Source organism: Serratia sp. NFX21 (assembly GCF_048517035.1).
In the GTDB taxonomy this organism is placed as follows: Bacteria; Pseudomonadota; Gammaproteobacteria; order Enterobacterales; family Enterobacteriaceae; genus Serratia; species Serratia quinivorans.
Genome location: NZ_CP183196.1, coordinates 3,679,515 through 3,699,048, shown reverse-complemented (window position 1 = coordinate 3,699,048; position 19,534 = coordinate 3,679,515). Strand labels below are relative to the sequence as shown.

General features: G+C 59.3%; 16 protein-coding genes. All 16 read right to left on the bottom strand.

Going from position 1 to position 19,534, the window contains the following annotated elements:
- Positions 1-2: 2 nt before the first annotated feature.
- The 16 genes from ACNT1W_RS17385 to tagF all read right to left on the bottom strand — a co-directional run bounded on the left by ACNT1W_RS17385 (position 3) and on the right by tagF (position 19,533).
- A complete protein-coding gene (locus ACNT1W_RS17385; protein ID WP_419245914.1) occupies positions 3-443 on the bottom strand; it encodes a DcrB-related protein in 441 nt (146 codons plus the stop codon).
- A gap of 41 nt (positions 444-484) precedes the next feature.
- On the bottom strand, positions 485-2,413 hold the full coding sequence (locus ACNT1W_RS17380; protein ID WP_329906776.1) for a type VI secretion system Vgr family protein: 1,929 nt from the start codon (positions 2,411-2,413) through the stop codon (positions 485-487).
- A gap of 85 nt (positions 2,414-2,498) precedes the next feature.
- Positions 2,499-3,941 carry a serine/threonine protein kinase gene (locus tag ACNT1W_RS17375; RefSeq protein ID WP_419245913.1) on the bottom strand — a complete coding sequence of 481 codons (1,443 nt, stop codon included), beginning with the start codon at positions 3,939-3,941 and terminating at the stop codon, positions 2,499-2,501.
- 48 nt (positions 3,942-3,989) lie between these two features.
- Positions 3,990-6,653 (bottom strand): type VI secretion system ATPase TssH, encoded by a 2,664-nt coding sequence (gene tssH, locus ACNT1W_RS17370; protein WP_419245912.1) that lies wholly within the window; start codon positions 6,651-6,653, stop codon positions 3,990-3,992.
- A 52-nt stretch (positions 6,654-6,705) separates the two neighbouring features.
- Positions 6,706-7,779, bottom strand: a complete 1,074-nt coding sequence (tssG, locus tag ACNT1W_RS17365; RefSeq protein WP_218217142.1) for a type VI secretion system baseplate subunit TssG — start codon at positions 7,777-7,779, stop codon at positions 6,706-6,708.
- Positions 7,776-9,662, bottom strand: a complete 1,887-nt coding sequence (tssF, locus tag ACNT1W_RS17360; protein ID WP_112363592.1) for a type VI secretion system baseplate subunit TssF — start codon at positions 9,660-9,662, stop codon at positions 7,776-7,778. The genes tssG and tssF overlap by 4 nt, the downstream gene beginning before the upstream one ends.
- Before the next feature lie 4 nt (positions 9,663-9,666).
- Positions 9,667-10,242 carry a type VI secretion system baseplate subunit TssE gene (locus tag ACNT1W_RS17355; protein ID WP_012145732.1) on the bottom strand — a complete coding sequence of 192 codons (576 nt, stop codon included), beginning with the start codon at positions 10,240-10,242 and terminating at the stop codon, positions 9,667-9,669.
- Between the two features lie 2 nt (positions 10,243-10,244).
- Complete coding sequence (locus ACNT1W_RS17350) at positions 10,245-11,060, bottom strand: type VI secretion system accessory protein TagJ (protein ID WP_419245911.1); 816 nt, start codon at positions 11,058-11,060, stop codon at positions 10,245-10,247.
- 17 nt (positions 11,061-11,077) lie between these two features.
- Positions 11,078-12,064 carry a type VI secretion system-associated protein gene (locus ACNT1W_RS17345; RefSeq protein ID WP_419245910.1) on the bottom strand — a complete coding sequence of 329 codons (987 nt, stop codon included), beginning with the start codon at positions 12,062-12,064 and terminating at the stop codon, positions 11,078-11,080.
- 30 nt (positions 12,065-12,094) lie between these two features.
- Positions 12,095-12,868 carry a PP2C family protein-serine/threonine phosphatase gene (locus ACNT1W_RS17340; protein ID WP_012145729.1) on the bottom strand — a complete coding sequence of 258 codons (774 nt, stop codon included), beginning with the start codon at positions 12,866-12,868 and terminating at the stop codon, positions 12,095-12,097.
- Entirely contained in the window at positions 12,868-14,628 is a 1,761-nt protein-coding gene (gene tagH, locus ACNT1W_RS17335; RefSeq protein WP_419245909.1) for a type VI secretion system-associated FHA domain protein TagH, read from the bottom strand. The genes ACNT1W_RS17340 and tagH overlap by 1 nt, the downstream gene beginning before the upstream one ends.
- 223 nt (positions 14,629-14,851) lie before the next feature.
- Positions 14,852-15,334, bottom strand: a complete 483-nt coding sequence (locus ACNT1W_RS17330) for an Hcp family type VI secretion system effector (protein ID WP_012145727.1) — start codon at positions 15,332-15,334, stop codon at positions 14,852-14,854.
- 280 nt (positions 15,335-15,614) lie between these two features.
- Positions 15,615-17,120, bottom strand: coding sequence for a type VI secretion system contractile sheath large subunit (tssC, locus tag ACNT1W_RS17325; protein ID WP_012145726.1), 1,506 nt, complete (start codon positions 17,118-17,120; stop codon positions 15,615-15,617).
- Between the two features lie 3 nt (positions 17,121-17,123).
- Positions 17,124-17,660 (bottom strand): type VI secretion system contractile sheath small subunit, encoded by a 537-nt coding sequence (tssB, locus tag ACNT1W_RS17320; RefSeq protein ID WP_012145725.1) that lies wholly within the window; start codon positions 17,658-17,660, stop codon positions 17,124-17,126.
- Positions 17,661-17,764: 104 nt separating this feature from the next.
- Positions 17,765-18,790, bottom strand: coding sequence for a type VI secretion system protein TssA (gene tssA, locus ACNT1W_RS17315; RefSeq protein ID WP_419245908.1), 1,026 nt, complete (start codon positions 18,788-18,790; stop codon positions 17,765-17,767).
- A gap of 23 nt (positions 18,791-18,813) precedes the next feature.
- The gene (gene tagF, locus ACNT1W_RS17310) at positions 18,814-19,533 is read right to left on the bottom strand and encodes a type VI secretion system-associated protein TagF (RefSeq protein WP_419246876.1); all 720 of its coding nucleotides are present in this window, start codon (positions 19,531-19,533) and stop codon (positions 18,814-18,816) included.
- Position 19,534: the final 1 nt, after the last annotated feature.

Below are 19,534 nucleotides of genomic sequence, written 5' to 3'. Positions count from 1 at the left end.
GGTTATCGGTCATCCTGTCCGGTCAATGCCAGCGAAGCTTTCACCTGCAGCCATTCATGGTCATCCTCGCGGGTGAAAGGCTTCATTGAGGAATACGTCACGATCAGCAGCGTCTGGCTCCCCTCGGGCTGTGCCGCTAACTGATGCTGATGATGGTGGTGGCCGGCGCGGATGAAATTGCTGGTGACCTCGATAGCCCGGATAAGGTGGTTTGGCCCGACGCTGATGCGCTGGCGTGGTGACTGCTGCAAATCGGTGATCTGCGGCAACAGCGCCTGCCACTGTTTTTCAAATTCGTCTTCCAGCGTGCTGTCCTGCGGGATCGCGCCACGGGTGATCACCAGAGAAGCGCCGGTCTGCGGGTTTTTGAGGATATTGACGGTGCAGTCCTGCCAAGGGCCGGCGGGCAGGGTGAAATGACCTTCCTGGAAAAGATAATTCATGGGTATTCTCTAAACGTGTTGAGGGCCGAAAAGTTCGGCGGTCAGGATTTTGGGAACAACTGGTCGACGGCACCCTGGATTGCCGTTTTGTGATCAGGCCCTGGGGCGGCAGTGCGCGCGGCACCGCCCGGTTGATTGAGTTGCAGCTTGCCGCCGGTGTTGATCTCGCCGTCGTTTTTGACCGTGATGTTAAAGCTGGTACCGGTGATGTTGATCTGGCCATTGGCCCGCAGCTCAATGACACTTTCCCCGCATTCCAGCCGCAGTGACTCCCCTGAGCCCAGGGTGAAGGCGTCTACCACATTGTCGGCACGCGTTTTGCCGGTCAGCGACGAAGCGTCGCCTTTAACCCCAATTGCCTGGTTGAGCACCACCCGTTGCATCTGATTGCCACCGACCAGGTGCGTATGGTTCTTATCGATGGTATGGCTCTCATCGTTCTTCACCTGGGTGTCCATGTTGCGTTCCGCCTGGATCCACACCTGTTCCGAACCGGCTTTATCCTCAAAGCGCAGGGCGTTGGCGTTGTCGGCGGTGCCATCCTTGGTGCGGCTCATAAAACCCATCTGGGTTGCGGCGGCCGGCAGTGCCCAGGGCGGCATACTGGCGTCGTTATACACGCGACCGGTCACGATCGGCCGGTCCGGATCGCCATTGATAAAGTCCACCACCACTTCGTCGTTGACGCGCGGGATCTGTACTCCGCCATAACCCTGGCCGGCCCAGGCGCTGGACACGCGCACCCAGCAGGAGCTGCCGTCGTCTTTCGGCCCGAAGCGATCCCAGTGGAATTTCACCTTGATGCGGCCGTATTTGTCGGTCCAGATCGACTCACCGGCCGGGCCGACCACTTTTGCCGTCTGCGGGCCGTGAGTTTTTGGCCAACTGGCCTGTTGCGCCGGGTGCCAGGGAATATCCGCCGGCAGCACGGTGAAATCGATACGGTGTTCGCTGTGCTGATCGTCGCCGCTGGCGTAGCGGTTTTCCTTCAGGTGATATTTGGCCTGCAACGTCAAATATTCCCGGTTGTCGTCCGCATGCGGGGCGTTATACAGCGTGAAGGTGCTACCGGGGGCAATGCCCAGTGCGGTAGCGGTGCCTTCAATCTGCTGATGCTCGGCCTGCCAGGCTTCCTGACGGATACGGGCGTAGAACTCCCCCTGCTGATGCTCGGTATAGCGGCCCGGCCAGTCGTAAACGTCAATCTGGCCCGGCGTCGGTGAGGCGGGGTTCTGACGTGCCTGGAACAGCCAGGCATTGGGTTTGCGGAAGTCGTAATCGTCGAGGCTGTAAATACCCGGCGTGACGTGATCGGACAGGGTCCACTGGCTGATGCCTTCTTCGCTGGTACTGCCGCCAGACGGCGTCAGGTGGTAAGGGATCATCTCATAGCCGGGATAGGGCTGATGATGGTGAGGCGCATCGCCCAGCACCAGGGTGTGCTTGCCCATCTCATGTTTGAAATAGTAATAGATACCCTCCAGCTCCATCAGCCTGCTGATGAAGTTGAAGCTGCTCTCGTTGTACTGCACGCAATAGCCCCACAGGCGGTAGTCGCCCGTGAGCTGGTCTTCCAGCTGAACATTATGTTCGGTCAGCAGGGTTTTGACGATCTGCGGCACCGTCTGTTCCTGGAAGATGCGGAAGTTGCGGTCCTTGGTCATCGGCCACAGATCCGGCTGCACGTGCAGGTTGTACACCGCATAACGGGTGCCGCCGATCTCTTCGCTGCTGACGGCGATCGACGTGATCTTGCCGTTCAGGTAGCGGGGCGGGCCAAGAAAACCCTGGGTCGGGATCTCCAGCGTCAGGGGTTGGCCCAGCAGCGCTTTGCGGTCGAGGCGGGCGTTTTTGCTCAGCAGTTCGATGGCGAAATCGAAGGGTGAGGAAAGGGCTTCAGTCCCTTCCAGCGAACGGAACAGCAATGATTCCTGGCCCAGTGGCGTATGCGCAATAATACGATCCAACATGAGAACGTCCTCTGTGAATGACGCATGCGTCAATCTCATGAAAATACGGTGAAGGCCCGCGGTGTCGGGCCGGAAAAGCGGAGGGTTAGCCTGCGACGACCGGGTTGACCAGCCAGGTGCCAGCGTTCTCGATGCTGAGCTGTTGGCGGCGTAACTGGTCGTTATGGCGGATTTCCAGCTGATAGCTGCCCGGAGCCAAATTCAGGCGGGCAAAACCGTTGTCACCGGGGGTCACCTGCTGGGGTTTGCCGTCCAGGCTGACCTGCTCACCGGGTTGCAGTTTGAAATACACCAGTGCCACCGGCGCTGGTGCCGGAGGGGTCTGGGCTGCAGGCGGCTGTTCGGCCGTCTGCGGTGCGCTTTGTGGCGGCGTTATGGGTTTATCCACCGCTGCACTGTCTGGCGTATTGGCCGCTATCGGGGCAGGGGGACTGTCGCCGCCGCTTAGCCAGGCGATGACGCCGATCACCAGCAAAGCCGCCACGCCTGCACCTGCCATCATCGGGCGTGTGAGCTTCATGCCGTGCGCGGTAACGGTGCCTGCCGCTGCGGCACCGGCGGCCGGGTTGGTGGCCACCAGCAGGTTTTCCGGTGCGGCGGCCGGGGTGCTGATGATTTCGTTTTCATCGGCAATCGGCAGATGCAGCAGTTCGGCCATTTCGTCGATGGTTTGTGGCCGGTCTTCCGGTTTCAACGCCAGCGCATGGTCGATAGTGCGCAGCAGTTCCAGTGAATACCCCGCCGGGCGCCGCTCGGTCAGCGGTTGGTAGCTGTCCTCGATGCTGCGCACCACGCTGACCGGCGGCGGTGAACCGACGATCAGCGTATGCAGCACGGCGCCCAGAGCGTAAATGTCGGTCCAGGGGCCTTGCTCACCGTCGCTGTTCTCGGTGTATTGCTCAATCGGCGCGAAGCCCGGTTTGAGCATGATTTCCGTTTCGTCGGACAGGTTGCCGATCTCTTTGCGCGCTGAGCCGAAGTCCAGCAGCACCGGCAACTGGTTTTCCTGGATCTGAATGTTATCCAGTGAAATGTCGCGGTGCAGATAACCTTCCTGATGGATGGTGTTGATGGCGCTGAACAGCGGTGGCAACAGTCTGCGGATCCAGGCCTCGTCGATTTTCTCCGGCTGCTGCGCCTGCAGGTTCTTCAGGGTAGTGCCGCTGTAAAACTGGGTGCCCATGTAGGCGGTACCGTTCTCTTCCCAAAAGCGCAGTACGTGCAGCAGCCCTGGATGTGAGAAACGCGCCAGCAGGCGGGCTTCCTGAATAAAGCTGTTTAACCCGGCCTGGAAGGTTTTGCTGAAACGCTCACCGCGTAGCCCGATGCTCAGATCGTCATTGCGCATCGCCAGCGAGGTCGGCATGTACTCTTTGATGGCGATGGTGCGTTCCAGCTGATGATCGTAGGCGCGGTAGACGATGCCGAAACCGCCTTCGCCGATAGCTTCCTTGATCTCGAATTCATTGAACCTATAGCCGATCGGCAGGCTGTTTGAATTCGGTTTGCTTACCCCGGTTCCCGACATAATGATGACTCTCTGTGAACAATGGCCGCCATACCGGCGGCCGCGGCGTTATGCCTGAAATTGACAAATAAATTCGTTTTGCTGCAGCGCGATATGCAGTTGGCGATAGCGCTGATCGTTGGCGCTGCCGGTCAGTAAGGTGTGGCTGATCTGCGGCAGCAGGGTGTTGGTCAAAATAGCGTCGACCATGCGGCCGCCGGACTCCACCTCGGTGCAGCGGCTGACGATTTGCTCGATCACCGCGTCGTCGAAGGTGCAGACGATATCGTGGTTCTCCGCCAGCCGGCGCTGCACTCGCCCCAGTTGCAGGCGCACGATATTGCCCAGCGTGGCGTCGGTCAGCGGGTAGTAAGGCACCACTAGCAAGCGGCCGAGCAGCGCCGCCGGGAATACCGACAGCAGCGGTTCGCGCAGGGCGCCGCTCAGTGCCTCCGGCTCCGGCATCAGGTCCGCATCGCTGCACAGCCCTGCGATCAGATCGGTGCCGACGTTAGAGGTCAGAATAATGATGGTGTTACGGAAATCGATGTGGCGGCCTTCACCGTCCTCCATCCAGCCTTTGTCGAACACCTGGAAGAAGATCTCGTGCACGTCCGGGTGGGCTTTTTCTATTTCGTCCAGCAGCACCACGCTGTAAGGGCGACGGCGCACCGCTTCGGTCAGCACGCCACCCTCGCCGTAACCCACATAGCCGGGAGGGGCTCCTTTCAGGGTTGAAACGGTATGCGACTCCTGGAACTCGCTCATGTTGATGGTAATCACGTTCTGCTCGCCGCCGTACAGCGTTTCCGCCAGCGCCAGCGCGGTTTCGGTTTTCCCGACGCCGGAAGGGCCTGCCAACAGGAAAACCCCGACCGGCTTGTTCGGATCGTCCAGCCGCGCGCGTGAGGTGCGTACCCGACGGGCGATCAGATCCAGTGCATGCCGTTGGCCGATAACCCGCTGGTTCAGCGTATCCGCCAATTGCAGTACCGCGTCGATCTCGTTTTTCACCATGCGACCCAGCGGGATACCGGTCCAGTCGGACACCACGGCGGCCACCACGTTGGCATCGACGGCGGCGAAAATCAGCGGGGCCTCGCCCTGCAGTTCGCCAAGCTGTTGCTGCAACTGCGCCAATTGCGCGCGCAGTTCATCGGCAGAGGGCGCGGGCTGTGGCTCCTCGGTGGCCTCGTCAGTCGGTTCAGCCTCAACTTCTTCCCGATGCAACTGGGCGCGCAGGTCGATAATCTGTTGGATCAGCGCCAACTCCTCCTGCCAGCGGGCAGTGAGCTGCTCGAGTTGTTGTTGCCACAGCGCCAACTGAGCCTCGATATCCTGTGGGCGCTGCGGATTGCCGATGCCGACCTTGGCTTCGCGCCGGGCGATATCCCATTCAATCTGCAACGCTTCAATGCGGTGGCGGCAGTCTTCCACCTGGGCCGGCTCGGCATGTTGGCTGACCGCCACGCGGGCGCAGGCGGTATCCAGCAGCGCCACGGCCTTGTCCGGCAACTGGCGTGCCGGGATGTAGCGATGCGACAGGCGCACGGCGGCGTCGACTGCCTCATCAAGCAGCAGCACGCGGTGGTGCTGTTCCAGCGGACTGACGGTGCTACGCAGCATCAGCAGCGCTTTGTCTTCGCTCGGTTCATGCACCTGCACCACCTGGAAACGGCGGGTCAGCGCCGGATCTTTCTCAATGTATTTTTTGTATTCCGACCAGGTAGTGGCCCCGACGGTACGTAATTGGCCGCGTGCCAGCGCCGGTTTCAACAGGTTGGCTGCGTCGCCGGTGCCCTGTGCGCCACCGGCACCAATCAGCGTATGGATCTCATCGATAAACAAAATGATCGGGGTGGGGCTGGATTGAACTTCGTCAATCACCGTTTGCAGGCGTTTTTCGAACTCGCCCTTCACCCCGGCCCCGGCCTGCAGCATGCCGATATCCAGCAGATACAGCTGGACGTCGCGCAGCTGTGGCGGAACGTCACCGGCCATGATACGCAGCGCCAGGCCTTCGACCACGGCGGTTTTGCCGACCCCGGCCTCACCGGTCAGCAGCGGGTTGTTCTGGCGGCGCCGCATCAGAATATCGACAATCTGGCGGATTTCTTCGTCACGCCCGGTCACCGGGTCAATCTCGCCATTACGCGCCTTGGCCGTCAGATCCTGAGCATATTGCGCCAGCACGCTGCCGCCGGTCTGCGCTGCCGTCGGCGTGGTGTCGGCCTGGGCGCTCGCCGTCAGGCTGTTTTCCGCCGAGTGGGCGGTGATAGTGGCAAATTGCTCCATCAGCAGATCGGCGTTGATGCGATCAAACTGTGAGGAAATGGCTTTCAGCAAGTGGCGCAGGCTGTAGGTTTTCAGGATACCGAGCAGCAGGTGGCCGCCGCGGATCTGCGCAGCACCGAATTTCAGCGAGCCATAAACCCAGGCCCGTTCCACCGCGCTGTCGATATGTTCGGACAGATCGGAAATCGCGCTGGCACCGCGCGGCAGGCGATCGAGCGCCTCGACGATGTCACGCGCCAGTTGCCCCTCATCCAGCGCAAAGTGGCGGATCACCTGTTGCAGGTCCGCCTCCGGTGCCTGCATCAGTTGATGCAGCCAGTGCGCCAGCTCAACGTAGGGGTTACCGCGCAGCTTGCAAAACGCCGTCGCACTTTCCAGAGAGGTGAATAACAGGCTATCGAGTTTGCCAAATAATACCGAGCGGCTGATTTCAGACATGGTTTTCCTCAGGTCGTGGCGGAGCGCTGTGCGGCTCAGGCCAAAATAATAGTCAGAACGGGTTTTCCAGCGGTTCGGGGCTGAAGATCAGATCGTCAAGGTCGCGTTGCTGACGGGCGTCTTCCAGCCAACTGCTTAATCCCAGGCGCTGGGCACCGCCGAGTTGGGTACCGCTGAGCTGATCCTTGGCCAGGATCAGCCGCAGTTCCCAAACAAACTCAATGCCCAGATACTGGCGCACCCAGTCGCGCAACTGCCGGCACAGTTCGGCTCCGGGCAGGAAGCCTTCATAGTTTTGTTGCGACATCGGCCCCAGTTCGATGCGGAATTTGTGCTGAATATCGCGCACGGCAATCCCAAGGAACGAAGACTCACCGAGCCGGGGGGCGCCGCGACCGGCCTTCAGGCGCGCCTGCTCGCGCGGTTCCACCCGCAGCCAGTGCGGGACGTTTTCCACGATGCGCACCGGCACTTTGAAGTACTGTTGCAAGATTTTGCTCAGGCCTTCCGGATCGCGGCTGTGGCGAATCAGATGACCGGCCATAAAATGCTTGGCATGAGCATTGATGCTGTCGCGCTGCTGCTGTGCCGGCTGGCCGATGCCAATCAGGCTGGAAAGGTATTGGTCGAAACGCCGGTTATCCTGACGATCCAGCGATACCGTGGGCTGTGCGTCGGCCCAGGCGCGGTAAAACAGCAGCGTCAGCCGGTGGTGAAACAGGTTGGCAAAGGCCAGCAGGGTGGTGTCCTGGTGGTGATAGACCCGTTCACGCACGTATTCGGTCAGGTGCAGCGGCAGCGGCCCGTTGGGGCCAAACAGGCCAAAGCTGAAAATCGAAACGTCGTGCAGCGGGCTTTGCGGCCGTGGGCTGACCTGTGCCAGCGTCGACGGAGCGAACGACAGTGAAGGTTCTTGCCCCAGCCGCAGCATCTCATGGCGCGGCAGGGGGGCACGGCCCAGCAGGTATGCCTGCCCGCCCTGGGCGTCGAGGCGCCGCAGCAGCTGAAACAAATCGTGCTTATAAGGCGCATTGCCGAGCCGCAGCCAGAAATCCTCCGGCAGGCGGTGCAAGGCATTGATCTGTGGCGGTGCCGTCAGTTCCGCCTCGGCGTCAAGAGTGCTCAAATCAGCGTCCTTTTGCCCATGCGCGCCTGCCAGTGCGCAATCTCACCGCGCTGCTGGCTGGAAAGCGTCATTTCGGTAAAGGTGTTCATCGCTACCAGCCGGGAGAACAAACGCTCCAGAACGCTACCCAGCAGGTAGGGGCTGCTGCCGGAGAATGACTGTTCATCGACGGTCAGGTCGATGGCGATACCGCGGGCAAACACGATCGGCCCCGGCTCGGGCACCCGGCGGTATACCGGGCGCAGGTTACAGTGGCGAACGCCCTGGATCTGCTTGGTGATCGCCGGCTCGCTCAGGTTGCCGTACAGGCCGAGCAGCTGACGCAGGCTGGCAGCCCCCTGTTCCGGATCGCCGTCCATCATGCTGAGGTAGTTCAATTGCAGTTGGCTGATCAACCGCCAGGTGATCATGCCTTCGGCCAGCGCCGGGCGCGGCGGCGTCGGACCTTTTTTCAGCGACACCTGTTTGATCGGGATCGAGTCCGGCATCACGAAATTGCCCTGATCCTGCTGCAACAGCATCAGCGGCAGATCGCGACTGGTACACAGCACGTCGGCGGTGAGGTATTTCAGGTCGCTGTGCCACGGTGACTGCCGTTCATCCACCAGCGAGACGAACACTTCCGAGCCGACATAGCCGGTGCGGGTGCCGTAGCGACGGGCGTGTTCGGACAACGTGCGCTGTTCGCGCCGCAGTGAAAAGTAGGCGCCGTAGTTGCCGTCATCCGCGCTCAGGGTGCTGTAAAACGGCCGGAATTCCTGTTCATAGCGTTTTTCGCTGGCGCTGCCACCGAGCCGTTGTACCGAGAACACCTCATAATCAAGCGGACGAATGTTATCGACCACCAGATGATATTCATGGCTTTTTTCGCTGACCGTGATGCGTTCGGCGACCTTGGGGAACAGATTAATCACCGGCGTGCAGTGCAACGCCAAATGGGCGACGTCGATTACCCGCTCCAGAGCCGCATCCTGACGGTCAAGCAGCACCAGGATCTCAAACTGCCGCAGCGTTTTTTTGCCTTCGCGTACGCTTTGCAACAGCGGGCGTATGCCATTGACGCTGAAGAACTGAAAGCGCGCCGGAAAGGCAAAATACTCCTGCAGCAGGCGATAGCCTTCAAAATTGCGCAGATCGTTCGGCAGCAGCGCCTGATCGGCGGCGAAGCCTTCCTGCCGCAACCCGTCCAGCGCCAGCACCCGCCGCTGCGGTTGCGCTTCCACCGTCTGGCAAATCAGCCCGACGCTGTGCTGCATCAGCAGTTCCAGCAGTTGCTGTGCCTGCAAGTCCGGGCCGGAGAGATAAAACATCAACTGGTCCAGCTGCAGGTTGTTGAGTGTGACGCTGTCATAGCACTCCAGCCGGATGCGCAGCGCGCTGACGCAGCCACTGTGCTGCAACCCCAGAGCGGCCAGTGGAATATCGGCCGGAATGCCGCCCAGCTCGACGCTTTTCAGCCGCACCGGCTGCAGCGTGACGTCGTGCGCGGTGGTGTAGCTGCAGGTGATGCCACTCTTTTTCAGCGACTGGCTGTCCATCATGGTGCCGCGTGGCACGACAAAGCCGTTGCTGATATCGCCCTTGTTGCTGTCGGGTTGCAGCTCGGCAATCGCCATTGATGGCGTTGGCGACAGATAGTTGGGGTAGATGATCTCCAGCAGACGCTGGGAGAAACGCGGAAACTCTGCGTCCATCTTCAGTTGTACGCGAGAGGTGAGAAAGGCAAAGCCTTCCATCAGACGCTCGATATAAGGATCCGCTACGTCGATACCGCGCATGCCAAGGCGGCCTGCCACTTTGGGATATTGCTCGGCGAACTCTGCGCCCATCTCACGCAGATAGGCCAGCTCGCGGTTGTAATAGTCTAAAAGTTTACTGTCCATCGGCTTACCCTATGTCTTTCAGATCGAAGTGGCCGTTCTCCAGGTCCACGTCGGTACGGAACAGAAACTCCAGCGGATAGGGCACACACCACAGGCGCCCCTTGATTTCAATCGACAATACGTTGTGCAGCTCCAGCGAGCCGGTATCTGAAATGCAGCGCACCTGCAGCCCTTCGGGCAGGATGCGCGGTTCGAAATTGAGGATGGATTCGGTCAGCGCCAACTGGATATCCTGCCATTCGATGTCTGACATGCGTTTGCCGGCCAGCGAGGCGATGCCGTAGTTCAGGGTTGAACGCCGTACCTGCGGAAAATCGCCCAAATCGAGGCTGGCTTCGCTGTTCACGCAGTTAAACAGCCACTGCAGGTCGCGCAGCACCCGACGGCGCAGTTCGCTGTGCGAGACCAGGTTGCGCACCTGAGCTTCCTTTTTTTTCTGCGGTTCGTCGTCGGTCAGCATGTCGAGCAGCACCGGCTGCATTTTGTCGCGCGAGGTCAGGCGTTCGCTGTCCTGGCGGGAGCGATAGCCCTGACGGCGCAGGTCACCATCATCATGTTGGGTTGGCCGCTTGCTGTTCATCGTCAGGCGCTCGCGTTAAAACTCAGGTGGCGCAGGCTGTGTAGCGGGAACTCATCGTTCTCGCTCAGCCAGGTTTTCAGACCCTGACCGGCGTAGTGCGGCCCTTCGCCCAGCGCTTGCCATTCGGTGCGTTTGCCGAGCAACAGCGCATCGTCACTGCCTGCGTTCAGGGGATAGCGGGCAGGCAGCTGGCAGACCTGCTCGCGACCGTCGTTCAGTCGCACCAGTGCGTGGCTCCACACCAGATCGACGGCGCTTTGTGGGGCCTGGAACTGAATTTCCGCAATCTCGGCGAACGGCAGCCAGTAATAGGTGCCGTTCAATGCCAGTTCGCAAACCGGGCCGAGACGACCATCACCGTCGGTCAACCAATCAAACGCCACGGGTTGTGGCCGTTCAGCCAGGGTCAGTTGCCCGGCACTGGCCGGTGCCGCTTCCAGCGCGTCGTCGCGCAATGCCTGCGCCTGTTCGGTTTCGCCCAGGGCATCGTGGCGCAACGCCTGGATCATGGGTTGCAACCAGGGCTGACTTTGTTGCAGCAGCGCGGGAGGGGCCTCGCCGGCGAACACCGCCTGACGCTGCAGTTCCGCGTTGACCGATTGCATTAACAGCAATGTGGTGGGCTGGGCGATGGGCTTCAATGCCTGCCAGGATTTCAGCTGCGCATTGGCGCGCTGCCAGTTGCCGCTCAGACACAGCAGTTGCACCAGCGCGGCACGCAGATCGGCATCCGCCGGTCGCGCTTTGATCTCATTTTCCACTGCGCCGATAGCGGCGCTGACCGTGCCGCCTTGCAACATGTTTGTTAATGATTTCACAGGGCTTTCCTTAATAATCAGTGAGTGGCGTTGTTAACCGACAGGTAGCTGCCACTGGCAGGGTCAAGACGATCGTCGGCCAGCTTTTCCACCAGCTTGAAGTTCAGCGGCGTGGCCGGGCTGGCAAGCAGTGGCTGCCAGGCGCGCTGTGCCTGCTCAATACGTTGTTTGACTTTGGCGGTGTCTGCGGCTTCTGCACGCGGCATTTCGACGATCACTTCGCCGTTAAATGACCAGGCGTGAAGCTGCGGGGCGAAAGGTAACAGCGCGAAACTGCCCGGTGCCTGCGGGTTGGCACCGAGGACCAGCCGCTGCACGTTGGCGCTGATCACGTTCAAGGGGTGTTCACCCACGTTGATCTTCACCAGCGGATAGCCCTGATAGAACGACAATGCCGGCGAGGCGGTTTTGCCATCTTGCTGTAGCGTGACGCTGCTGCTGCCGTTTAACCAGCCGTCATCACCACAACGCAGGGCGTCGCCACTCGGGATAAACAGCGCGCTGCCGTTGGCTTCTTCGCTCCAGTAGGTGCGGAAATGGCAGCCCTGCGGCAGGTCAAACTTGGGCACCGGCGTGCTGTCTGCCTGCGGCGAGGTGACCGCCACGGCGGCGGGGATCACCGGCGTTGGGGGTTCAGCCGGTTCGACGGCCTGCTGTTTGTGTACCGGCTTCCAGCCCCGTGCCTTGCTGGCTTCGCCGGACGCCAGTTTTTCACCGCGTTTGTCGGTCAGTGTCCAGGGGAGTTGGCTGGCTTTGGCACACTGCTTTGCCAACAGATTGCCAACCCGTGGCAGGAAGTCGTCCAGCACTGCGGGATCTTTGCTCTGTGCCGAAACGATGCGCAGCGGGATGGTTTTGCCGCACCAGCTTGCTGGTTGGCTGTTTTTGACGCCATCGATAAACACTTCCAGCTTCTGGCTGGGGGAGTAGACCAAGCGATAATTCGCCGCCTGCGCGGCCGGTATCGCCATCAGGGCGATAAATCCGGGCATCCAGTATTTCATAGGTAACCTTGCTGTGAATTTGTACCTGACTCAGTCGCGGGACAGAAACCGCTCCGCATCCGCCAGAGAATGCAGCAGGGTGGTTTCCTGCGGTGAGCCAATCCAGACGGCGATAGCGCTGTAGTTATCGCTGTTATTATTTTTCTTCCATGCCTGCTCCATCAGGGCAATCCACTCGCTGGGGGAGTTGACCATATGTAGCGATTGTTCCAGTTCAGACTGGCTAAAGCTGTGCCAAAAACCGTCGGTACACAGCAGGAAAACGTCGCCGTCTTCCAGTTGCAACACGTCGCTGTAACTGGCGTCGCGTTCTTCATTCAGGCCCAGGGCGAAATACAGCAGGTTGCTGTTGATGCCGCTGGTTTGGTAGCCGGCGTCCTGCATTTGCTGGATCAGGCTGTGGTCGGTGGTCACCGAATGCAGATAGCCGCGCCGGAACAGGTACAAACGGCTATCACCGGCGTGCGCCCAGTAAGCCAGTTGGTAATCGCGATCGATAAACAGGCTGACCAGCGTGGTGCCCATCTTGCCGTATTCGTCCGACTGCCGTTGCTGCTGGTGGATGGCGGCATTGGCACTGGCAATGTGTTGGCGAATGCTCTGGGCATTGAGATGTTTTTCACCGTCGAAGTTTTGCAGGATGGTGTCGTGTGCCAGTTTGGCGGCAACGTCACCACCGGGAAAACCGGCGATGCCGTCACAGACCACGAAACAGGCTGCGCGGTTACCGACCACTTCACCGGTCTGATCCTGATTAGAGGCGCGGCCGCCCTGATTGGAGGTAGAGGCTATAGTGATATTCATTACGCGTCCGGTTGGGTCTGTGAGTCTTTATATTGATTCACTTCAACGTCATAGGCGTGCAGGAAGGCTTCGCCGAACAGGGTGTGAAAGTCGTCTTCGATTTCGCCGGAGGTCTGCTGATAGCTTTTCACGAAGTAATCCCACAGCGCCGCCTTGCGGCTGGCCGGCAGGGACAGACGAGGTGCCGCGCCTTCCTTGCGCGCCTCCTCTTCGAGGCGATCCGGATTGAACGACTGCAGCATGGCGGCGATGATGGCGCGAATACCGGCGATCATGCCTAACTGGTGTGCCTGCAGGTCGATCAGTGCGTCGCGTACCGCCTGTTCCGGCGGCATAAACCCCGGCATTTTGCTGCCGAACATCTGCATCAATACCGTTTTGCCCGAGGGCAGCAGTTTGAACGGGTTATTGGCCTCGTCGAGGATCATGGTCATCTCGGCCTTCACACCGCGCTTAAGGATTGAGCGGGAAGAGAGCAGGGCGACGGTCCCCTGAGAAAACAGGCTCAGCAGCCGACCGGCCTGGCGGAGCTGTTGCTCATCAAAGTGCGGCTGTGGCTGCAGGTCATCCAGACCCACCCCCTGCAGTAATGCGGCTAACAGTGGGCCTTCCAACCGCTCTCCCGCAGGTACGCTACCGTTTTGGGCACGCGCAGTCTGATAGGCAATAGGATCGATACCCAGGCGGTTGGCCGGGCGTGGACGCGGTTGCGGTGAAGGCGGTGGGGTTGAAGGCGAAAACTGTGGCTCAGGTTGCGGCATGGGCTGCGGTTGAGCGACCGGCTGCGGCTCGACTTTGGGTTGCGGTGCTTCCAGCGGGGCGGCCATCACCGGTTGCTGTAATGGGGGCGCCGGTGGTGGCGCCGGTGGTGGCACCGGAGCCGGAGGCTCTGGCTGTGCCAGGGGAACAGCGCTGCCCATCAGCAGGCCGAGCGGATCGTTGCTGTTCAACGCGTCCGGCGACGTGGGGGCAGAAGAAGCGCCAAACAGCGCCAGCGGATCGAGCTCCTGGGCATTTTTTTCCGCCTCAGCGGGTTTGATCGGCGCAGCCTGGCTGGTGGTCTGGCGTTGTTCGGCCAACAGCGCACTTGGGGTGGTATCGGCCAAAATAGGATCGCGCTCGAAGGTGGTGTCGGTGTTGAACAACATTGCCGGATCGGTTTGCTGCGACTGCAGTTGACGTAGTTCGACGTCGCCCGCCAACTGCGCCAGCGGATCGGCCGGGTTCATCTCAGGCTCCGGCGTTTCCAGCAGCGGATGGCTGTCCTGATTAATGACCGGTGCCGGGGGCGCAGTCACCGCCGTGGCTGGCGTGAACTCTTCTACCAGGCTGTCCCAGATCTCATTCGGGATGGGGGCTGCCGCTTTCTCTTTGGCAGCCGGTGTAGTGACTGGCGCGGTGTCGGCGGTTTTAATTGCCGGCTGAGCCTGCGGTGCAGCCGCTTGCTGTAAGGAGCTGACCTGGATCTGATAATCGTCGATGCCGAGAATATCACCATCCTGCAGCTCCACCTGACGGCCGCGCTCCAGGGGAATATCGTTCAGCAACACGCGGGTGACGTTGCCACGGTTGGTTACGCGGCATTCGCCATCAGCAGAAATATGTACGATCGCCTGCAACCGGGAGATGGCACGCTCTTCGTCCGGCAATACCAGGTTGTTGTCCACGCTACGGCCAATGGTGCCGCCGGGCGGCAGAAAGTCGCAGCTGCTCTGTGGCGGAACCTGGCCACTTTTATTTTTGACAATAGAAAATCGCATAAGGCATTCCTGCTGATTAGGATATATTGCAGTTAATTATTATTTCGGTGTCTGGCTTACCAAAATTTGCGGTTATTTTGGTAAGCCGGTTAGCATGCGGCTTTTTTATTATGTGACTGGTTTTCTATTTTAATATTAATGGCGAGATGACTGCAGGTACGAATAACCCGATTTACTAATGAGAGGGTATAAATAGCCCCCGGCCGGAACCGGGGGAAACAGATTAAGCTTCGCGGTTTTCCTTGATATTCCAACCTGCGCTGCTTTCTGCGCCTTTACCACCTTTATCACTCTGCTCCCAGTACTGCTGTTTCACTTTCGATGCCTGGAAGGAGTAGGTTACGCCCACGGTGTCTTCACCGCCGGCACCGGTGTACTGCACGGCAGTGACCAGCACGTCGTCCAGAGTGATTTTGACGTATTCAACCTGGCTGCCACCGGCTTTACAGACTGACAGTTCAATCTTGGTCAGGTGTTTACCGCTGGAGCAGTGCTTCAGCAGCGCCGGGGTTGATTTGTCGACCAGCGCATTGACATGCAGATCGTTAAAGCAAACCTTACCGGCACCGCCACCACCACCCACGCTCATGTTGCCTGGTTGAGAAGCGCCCCAGGAGAAAGAAGTAATGTCGGTCCAGCCTTTGTGATTTGAATCTTTAGATTCACCGCTGGCACCTTCAACTTTCAGGAACATATCAATAGCCATAGTATCTTCACTCTTTATTAAGGGTTAACAGTAGTATTAACGTTACGTTGAAAAATTCAGGTAATAGCAGCAGGAATTGAAAATTTGGCAATGCACTACCATTTAATATCCTTGTGCCATGCACCTTATTAAATACCGAATACTATCGGTATTAATTACCGAGCCATCATTAAAAAACGACAATGGCTCAATGCTGATTACTGCGGGTTATCCTGCTGATAACCATCATGGGGATTACCGGCAATGTTTTCACCAGACCCACGGCCTGACTTTCAGCACGTCAGGATGCGTCGTTCTGCTTCAGTGAAGGCAGTTTCGATACCAGACGCAGGGAGACGGTCAAGCCTTCCAATTGGTAATGTGGGCGCAGGAAGAACTTGGCGCTGTAGTAGCCCGGGTTGTCTTCGATCTCTTCCACCTGAACTTCCGCAGCGGCCAGCGGTTTGCGCGACTTGGTTTCCTGCGAGGAGTTGGCCGGATCGCCGTCCACGTAGTTCATGATCCAGTCGTTTAACCAGCGTTCCATATCGTCGCGCTCGCGGAAAGAACCGATCTTGTCACGGACGATGCACTTCAGGTAATGCGCGAAGCGGCAGCAGGCGAACAGATAAGGCAGACGGGCGGAGAGCTGAGCATTGGCAGATGCATCGGCGTCGTAGTATTCGGCCGGCTTTTGCAGCGACTGGGCACCGATAAAGGCGGCAAAGTCGGAGTTTTTCCGGTGCACCAACGGCATGAAGCCGTTCTTGGCCAACTCGGCCTCGCGACGATCGCTGATGGCGATCTCGGTCGGGCACTTCATGTCCACGCCACCGTCGTCGCTCGGGAAGGTGTGGCACGGCAGGTTCTCTACCGCACCGCCAGACTCCACCCCACGGATCGCGGTACACCAGCCGAACTCTTTGAACGAGCGGTTGATGTTGGCGGCCATGGCGTAGGCGGCGTTGGTCCAGGTGTAGTTACCGTGGTTCGCGCCGTCGGTTTCTTCCTCAAAGTCGAACTCGTCAACCGGATTGGTTCGGATGCCATACGGCAGGCGCGCCAGGAATCGTGGCATTACCAGGCCCAGATAGCGGGCATCTTCCGATTCACGCAGGCTGCGCCAGGCGGCGTATTCGGTATTTTGGAAGATCTTGGTCAAATCGCGTGGGTTGGACAGCTCCTGCCAGGATTCCATCTGCATCACGCTCGGTGCGGTACCGGCGATGAAGGGGCAGTGGGAGGCTGCGCTGATTTTCGCCATCTCACCCAGCAACTCTACGTCCTGTGGGCTGTGGTCGAAGTAGTAATCGCCCACCAGGCAACCGAAGGGTTCGCCGCCGAACTGACCGTACTCTTCCTCGTACACTTTCTTGAAGATGGGGCTCTGGTCCCAACCCACACCTTTATGGCGCTTCAGCGTGCGGCCCAGCTCCTGCTTGGAAATGCTCATAAAGCGGATTTTCAGCATTTCATCGGTTTCGGAGTTGTTGACCAGATAGTGCAGGCCATGCCAGGCGCCTTCCAGCTTCTGGAATTCGGCGTGGTGGATAATCTGGTTAACCTGTTGCGACAGTTTTTCGTCTATTTCGGCGATCAGCGCCTGAATGGTGCGATAGGCGTCAGAGGAGACCGTCACGGTGTTTTCCAGCGCCTGCTGCGCCAGAGTTTTTACCGCATTTTCCACCGCTTCCTTGGCCTGATCGGTCTTGGGGCGAAACTCTTTGTTCAGCAGCGCGCTGAATTCATCGCTGGAGAAAGCTTCGCTGGTCTGCAGCGCTTTTTGTTGCTGAGGCGAGTTGCTCATCGATTAGTCCTCACGCTGATTGTTGTCGTCCGTGGCGGCCGGTTTCGGCGCATCGGTCAGGGATTGCAGTAAGGCCGGGTTTTGCAGGATTTTGGAGATCAGTTCTTCAGCGCCGTTTTTACCGTCCATATAAGACAACAGGTTGGAAAGTTGGGTGCGGGCGTCCAGCAGGTTGTCCAGCGCGTCCACCTTGCGGGCAATCGCCGCAGGGGAGAAGTCTTCCATGCTTTCAAACGTCAGATCGATATTCAGTTTGCCTTCGCCGGTCAGGGTGTTGTCGACCTGATAGGCAACGCGCGGTTTCAGCGATTTCATGCGTTCATCGAAGTTGTCGATGTCGATCTCCAGGAACTTGCGCTCATCAACGCTCGCCTGTGGATCAACCGATTTCCCCACCAGGTCTGCCATCACGCCCATCACGAACGGCAACTGGATTTTGCGCTCTGCGCCATAAATTTCGACATCGTATTCAATCTGTACGCGCGGTGCGCGGTTGCGGGCGATAAATTTCTGCCCGCTACGGGATTTCGAGTTTGGCATGATTTACTCCATCTAATGGCGATTGGGAACGCGCCTCTTCCGGCTTGGAGAGTCAGGTTCAAATGCGGTTATGAGTATCGTTAAGAGAACAAAGGGGTCGGCGGCTAGTTGTTCTCCTCGTTATCGGGGCGACCTAGAATGGTCTCCAGTTGGTTAAGACCATCGGGTGCCAAATCACGGATTATTTGCATAAAGTCCAGTGCAATCAGCCGCTGTACCCGGTCGATCATCAGCGGCGCCGGGTGGCTGGGCTCATGAAGACGGAAATAGTGTTTTACCTTGTCCAGCATCAGTTGGGCGTCGTCCCGTGACTGAATTTGCGCACTGCGCCAGTTGAGCGTGGTGGCCGGGGCCGCTGCGGCAGCGCTGGTCGGTGGTACGGCAGCGTCATTTGGCTGTTCGGCTGACTCGCTGACCGGGGCGCTGTCCTGGCCGAACTGAGCGACCAGGGCGAAAATTTTTGTCAGGTTGTGCATTTCCGGCAGGGCGCTTTCGCCTAAATGGCGAGTGACCGTAGTACTGATGGCTGCGAGGGTTTCGGCGATGCGTATCACCAATTGCGCCTCCGGGCGCTCCGGCTGAGACAGTTCATCCTGCAGGCGCGCACGGCCGCCAGGAAAGGTCGGGCACTCGAGCTTACTGCCGTCGAGCAGGGCCCCGGCGTCGCGCAGCGAGATTTCACCGGTAGCCCCTTTCAGCAGCGGCGCGGCGCGCACGCTGGTGGTCAGCGCGGCCTTGTCGCCGAGATCGGCCAGCACGTTGATGCGAAACAGCGGGTCAGCCTCGCCGTCGAACTCCAGCAAAGGCAGCAGCGTGTCCCAGTAGCGCTCCAGCGCCTGGTGGATCAGCATCAGACCGTCGGCGTAACCTTGCAATCCGCGCAGTTGCGTCCAGGCGCGGGTCAGGCACAGCATCACCCGTAAATCTTTGGTACGCATCAGCAACGTGGTCGCGAGCCGTTCCACCTGCACCCAGTCCGGTGCTTCTGCCGGAATGATAGTGCTGCCGAACTGCTGCTCGCTCTTACCGGTCGCAGCCTGCTCCATCGCCAGAAAATCGGTGTCATATTCCAGGTTTTCGCCGCAGGGATTTTCTGCGTCAACCGGGGCTAACAGGGTGTCGATAGCCATAAAATTTCCTTCAACAGGCGAGATTAATCAAACATCTGCGGATATTGACCGCCACGACCGGGGCGCGCCCAGCCATTGGGTTCAAACAGCAGAGAGAACAGTTGCACGGTAAGGTTACCGCTGTGCACATGGGTATAGAGTGGATGCCCATCGGCCTGATTGGTCCACCAGAAACTGGTGTATTGCGCCGGGTCGAAACAGTCGGCCGCCTGTTGCCAGCCCAAGCCGGGCACGTCCGGATGCTGGAAGCCGATAATCGACAGGATCTCGGAGTCGGCCTCCGCCGGTGGGGTCGGCAGCGTGGGGATTTCCAGCAGCGAACGGTCGAGCTGCTCGGCGGAAAAACCGTTGCGCACGCCATTGAGCAGCCGGTGGCCGAGCTGGTTGTACCATTCCGCCGCCATGTTCAACTGCTGAGTTCGCCAGTCTTGCTGGCAGAACAGGCGCAGGGCGCAGATCGGGTAATGACGTCCCACCCGGTCACGAGCGGGCAACAGGCAGCCCATCTGGACATACTGACTGCCGAGCGTGGCCGGAATGACGAAGTTCCATACTGGCGCATTGCTGAAAGGATTTCCGTTCGCGCCCGGTGGATTGCGCTGCAGATTCACCAGGCCGTTATGGAACCAGTGGGCCCAATTGTTAACCACCATATCCGGCAGACGACGCTGCAGGAAGTCACCGGCGGAAGGGATCTTGCCATACCAGCCAATGCTTGTGGTTGGGATCAGGTCATTGCTCATC

Bases quoted from the DNA above. Each gene is read 5' to 3' on its own strand.
- ACNT1W_RS17385 (WP_419245914.1), bottom strand. From the start codon at position 443: ATGAATTATCTTTTCCAGGAAGGTCATTTCACCCTGCCCGCCGGCCCT.
- ACNT1W_RS17380 (WP_329906776.1), bottom strand. From the start codon at position 2,413: ATGTTGGATCGTATTATTGCGCATACGCCACTGGGCCAGGAATCATTG.
- ACNT1W_RS17375 (WP_419245913.1), bottom strand. From the start codon at position 3,941: ATGTCGGGAACCGGGGTAAGCAAACCGAATTCAAACAGCCTGCCGATC.
- tssH (WP_419245912.1), bottom strand. From the start codon at position 6,653: ATGTCTGAAATCAGCCGCTCGGTATTATTTGGCAAACTCGATAGCCTG.
- tssF (WP_112363592.1), bottom strand. From the start codon at position 9,662: ATGGACAGTAAACTTTTAGACTATTACAACCGCGAGCTGGCCTATCTG.
- ACNT1W_RS17355 (WP_012145732.1), bottom strand. From the start codon at position 10,242: ATGAACAGCAAGCGGCCAACCCAACATGATGATGGTGACCTGCGCCGT.
- ACNT1W_RS17345 (WP_419245910.1), bottom strand. From the start codon at position 12,064: ATGAAATACTGGATGCCCGGATTTATCGCCCTGATGGCGATACCGGCC.
- ACNT1W_RS17340 (WP_012145729.1), bottom strand. From the start codon at position 12,868: ATGAATATCACTATAGCCTCTACCTCCAATCAGGGCGGCCGCGCCTCT.
- tagH (WP_419245909.1), bottom strand. From the start codon at position 14,628: ATGCGATTTTCTATTGTCAAAAATAAAAGTGGCCAGGTTCCGCCACAG.
- ACNT1W_RS17330 (WP_012145727.1), bottom strand. From the start codon at position 15,334: ATGGCTATTGATATGTTCCTGAAAGTTGAAGGTGCCAGCGGTGAATCT.
- tssC (WP_012145726.1), bottom strand. From the start codon at position 17,120: ATGAGCAACTCGCCTCAGCAACAAAAAGCGCTGCAGACCAGCGAAGCT.
- tssB (WP_012145725.1), bottom strand. From the start codon at position 17,660: ATGCCAAACTCGAAATCCCGTAGCGGGCAGAAATTTATCGCCCGCAAC.
- tssA (WP_419245908.1), bottom strand. From the start codon at position 18,790: ATGGCTATCGACACCCTGTTAGCCCCGGTTGACGCAGAAAATCCCTGC.
- tagF (WP_419246876.1), bottom strand. From the start codon at position 19,533: ATGAGCAATGACCTGATCCCAACCACAAGCATTGGCTGGTATGGCAAG.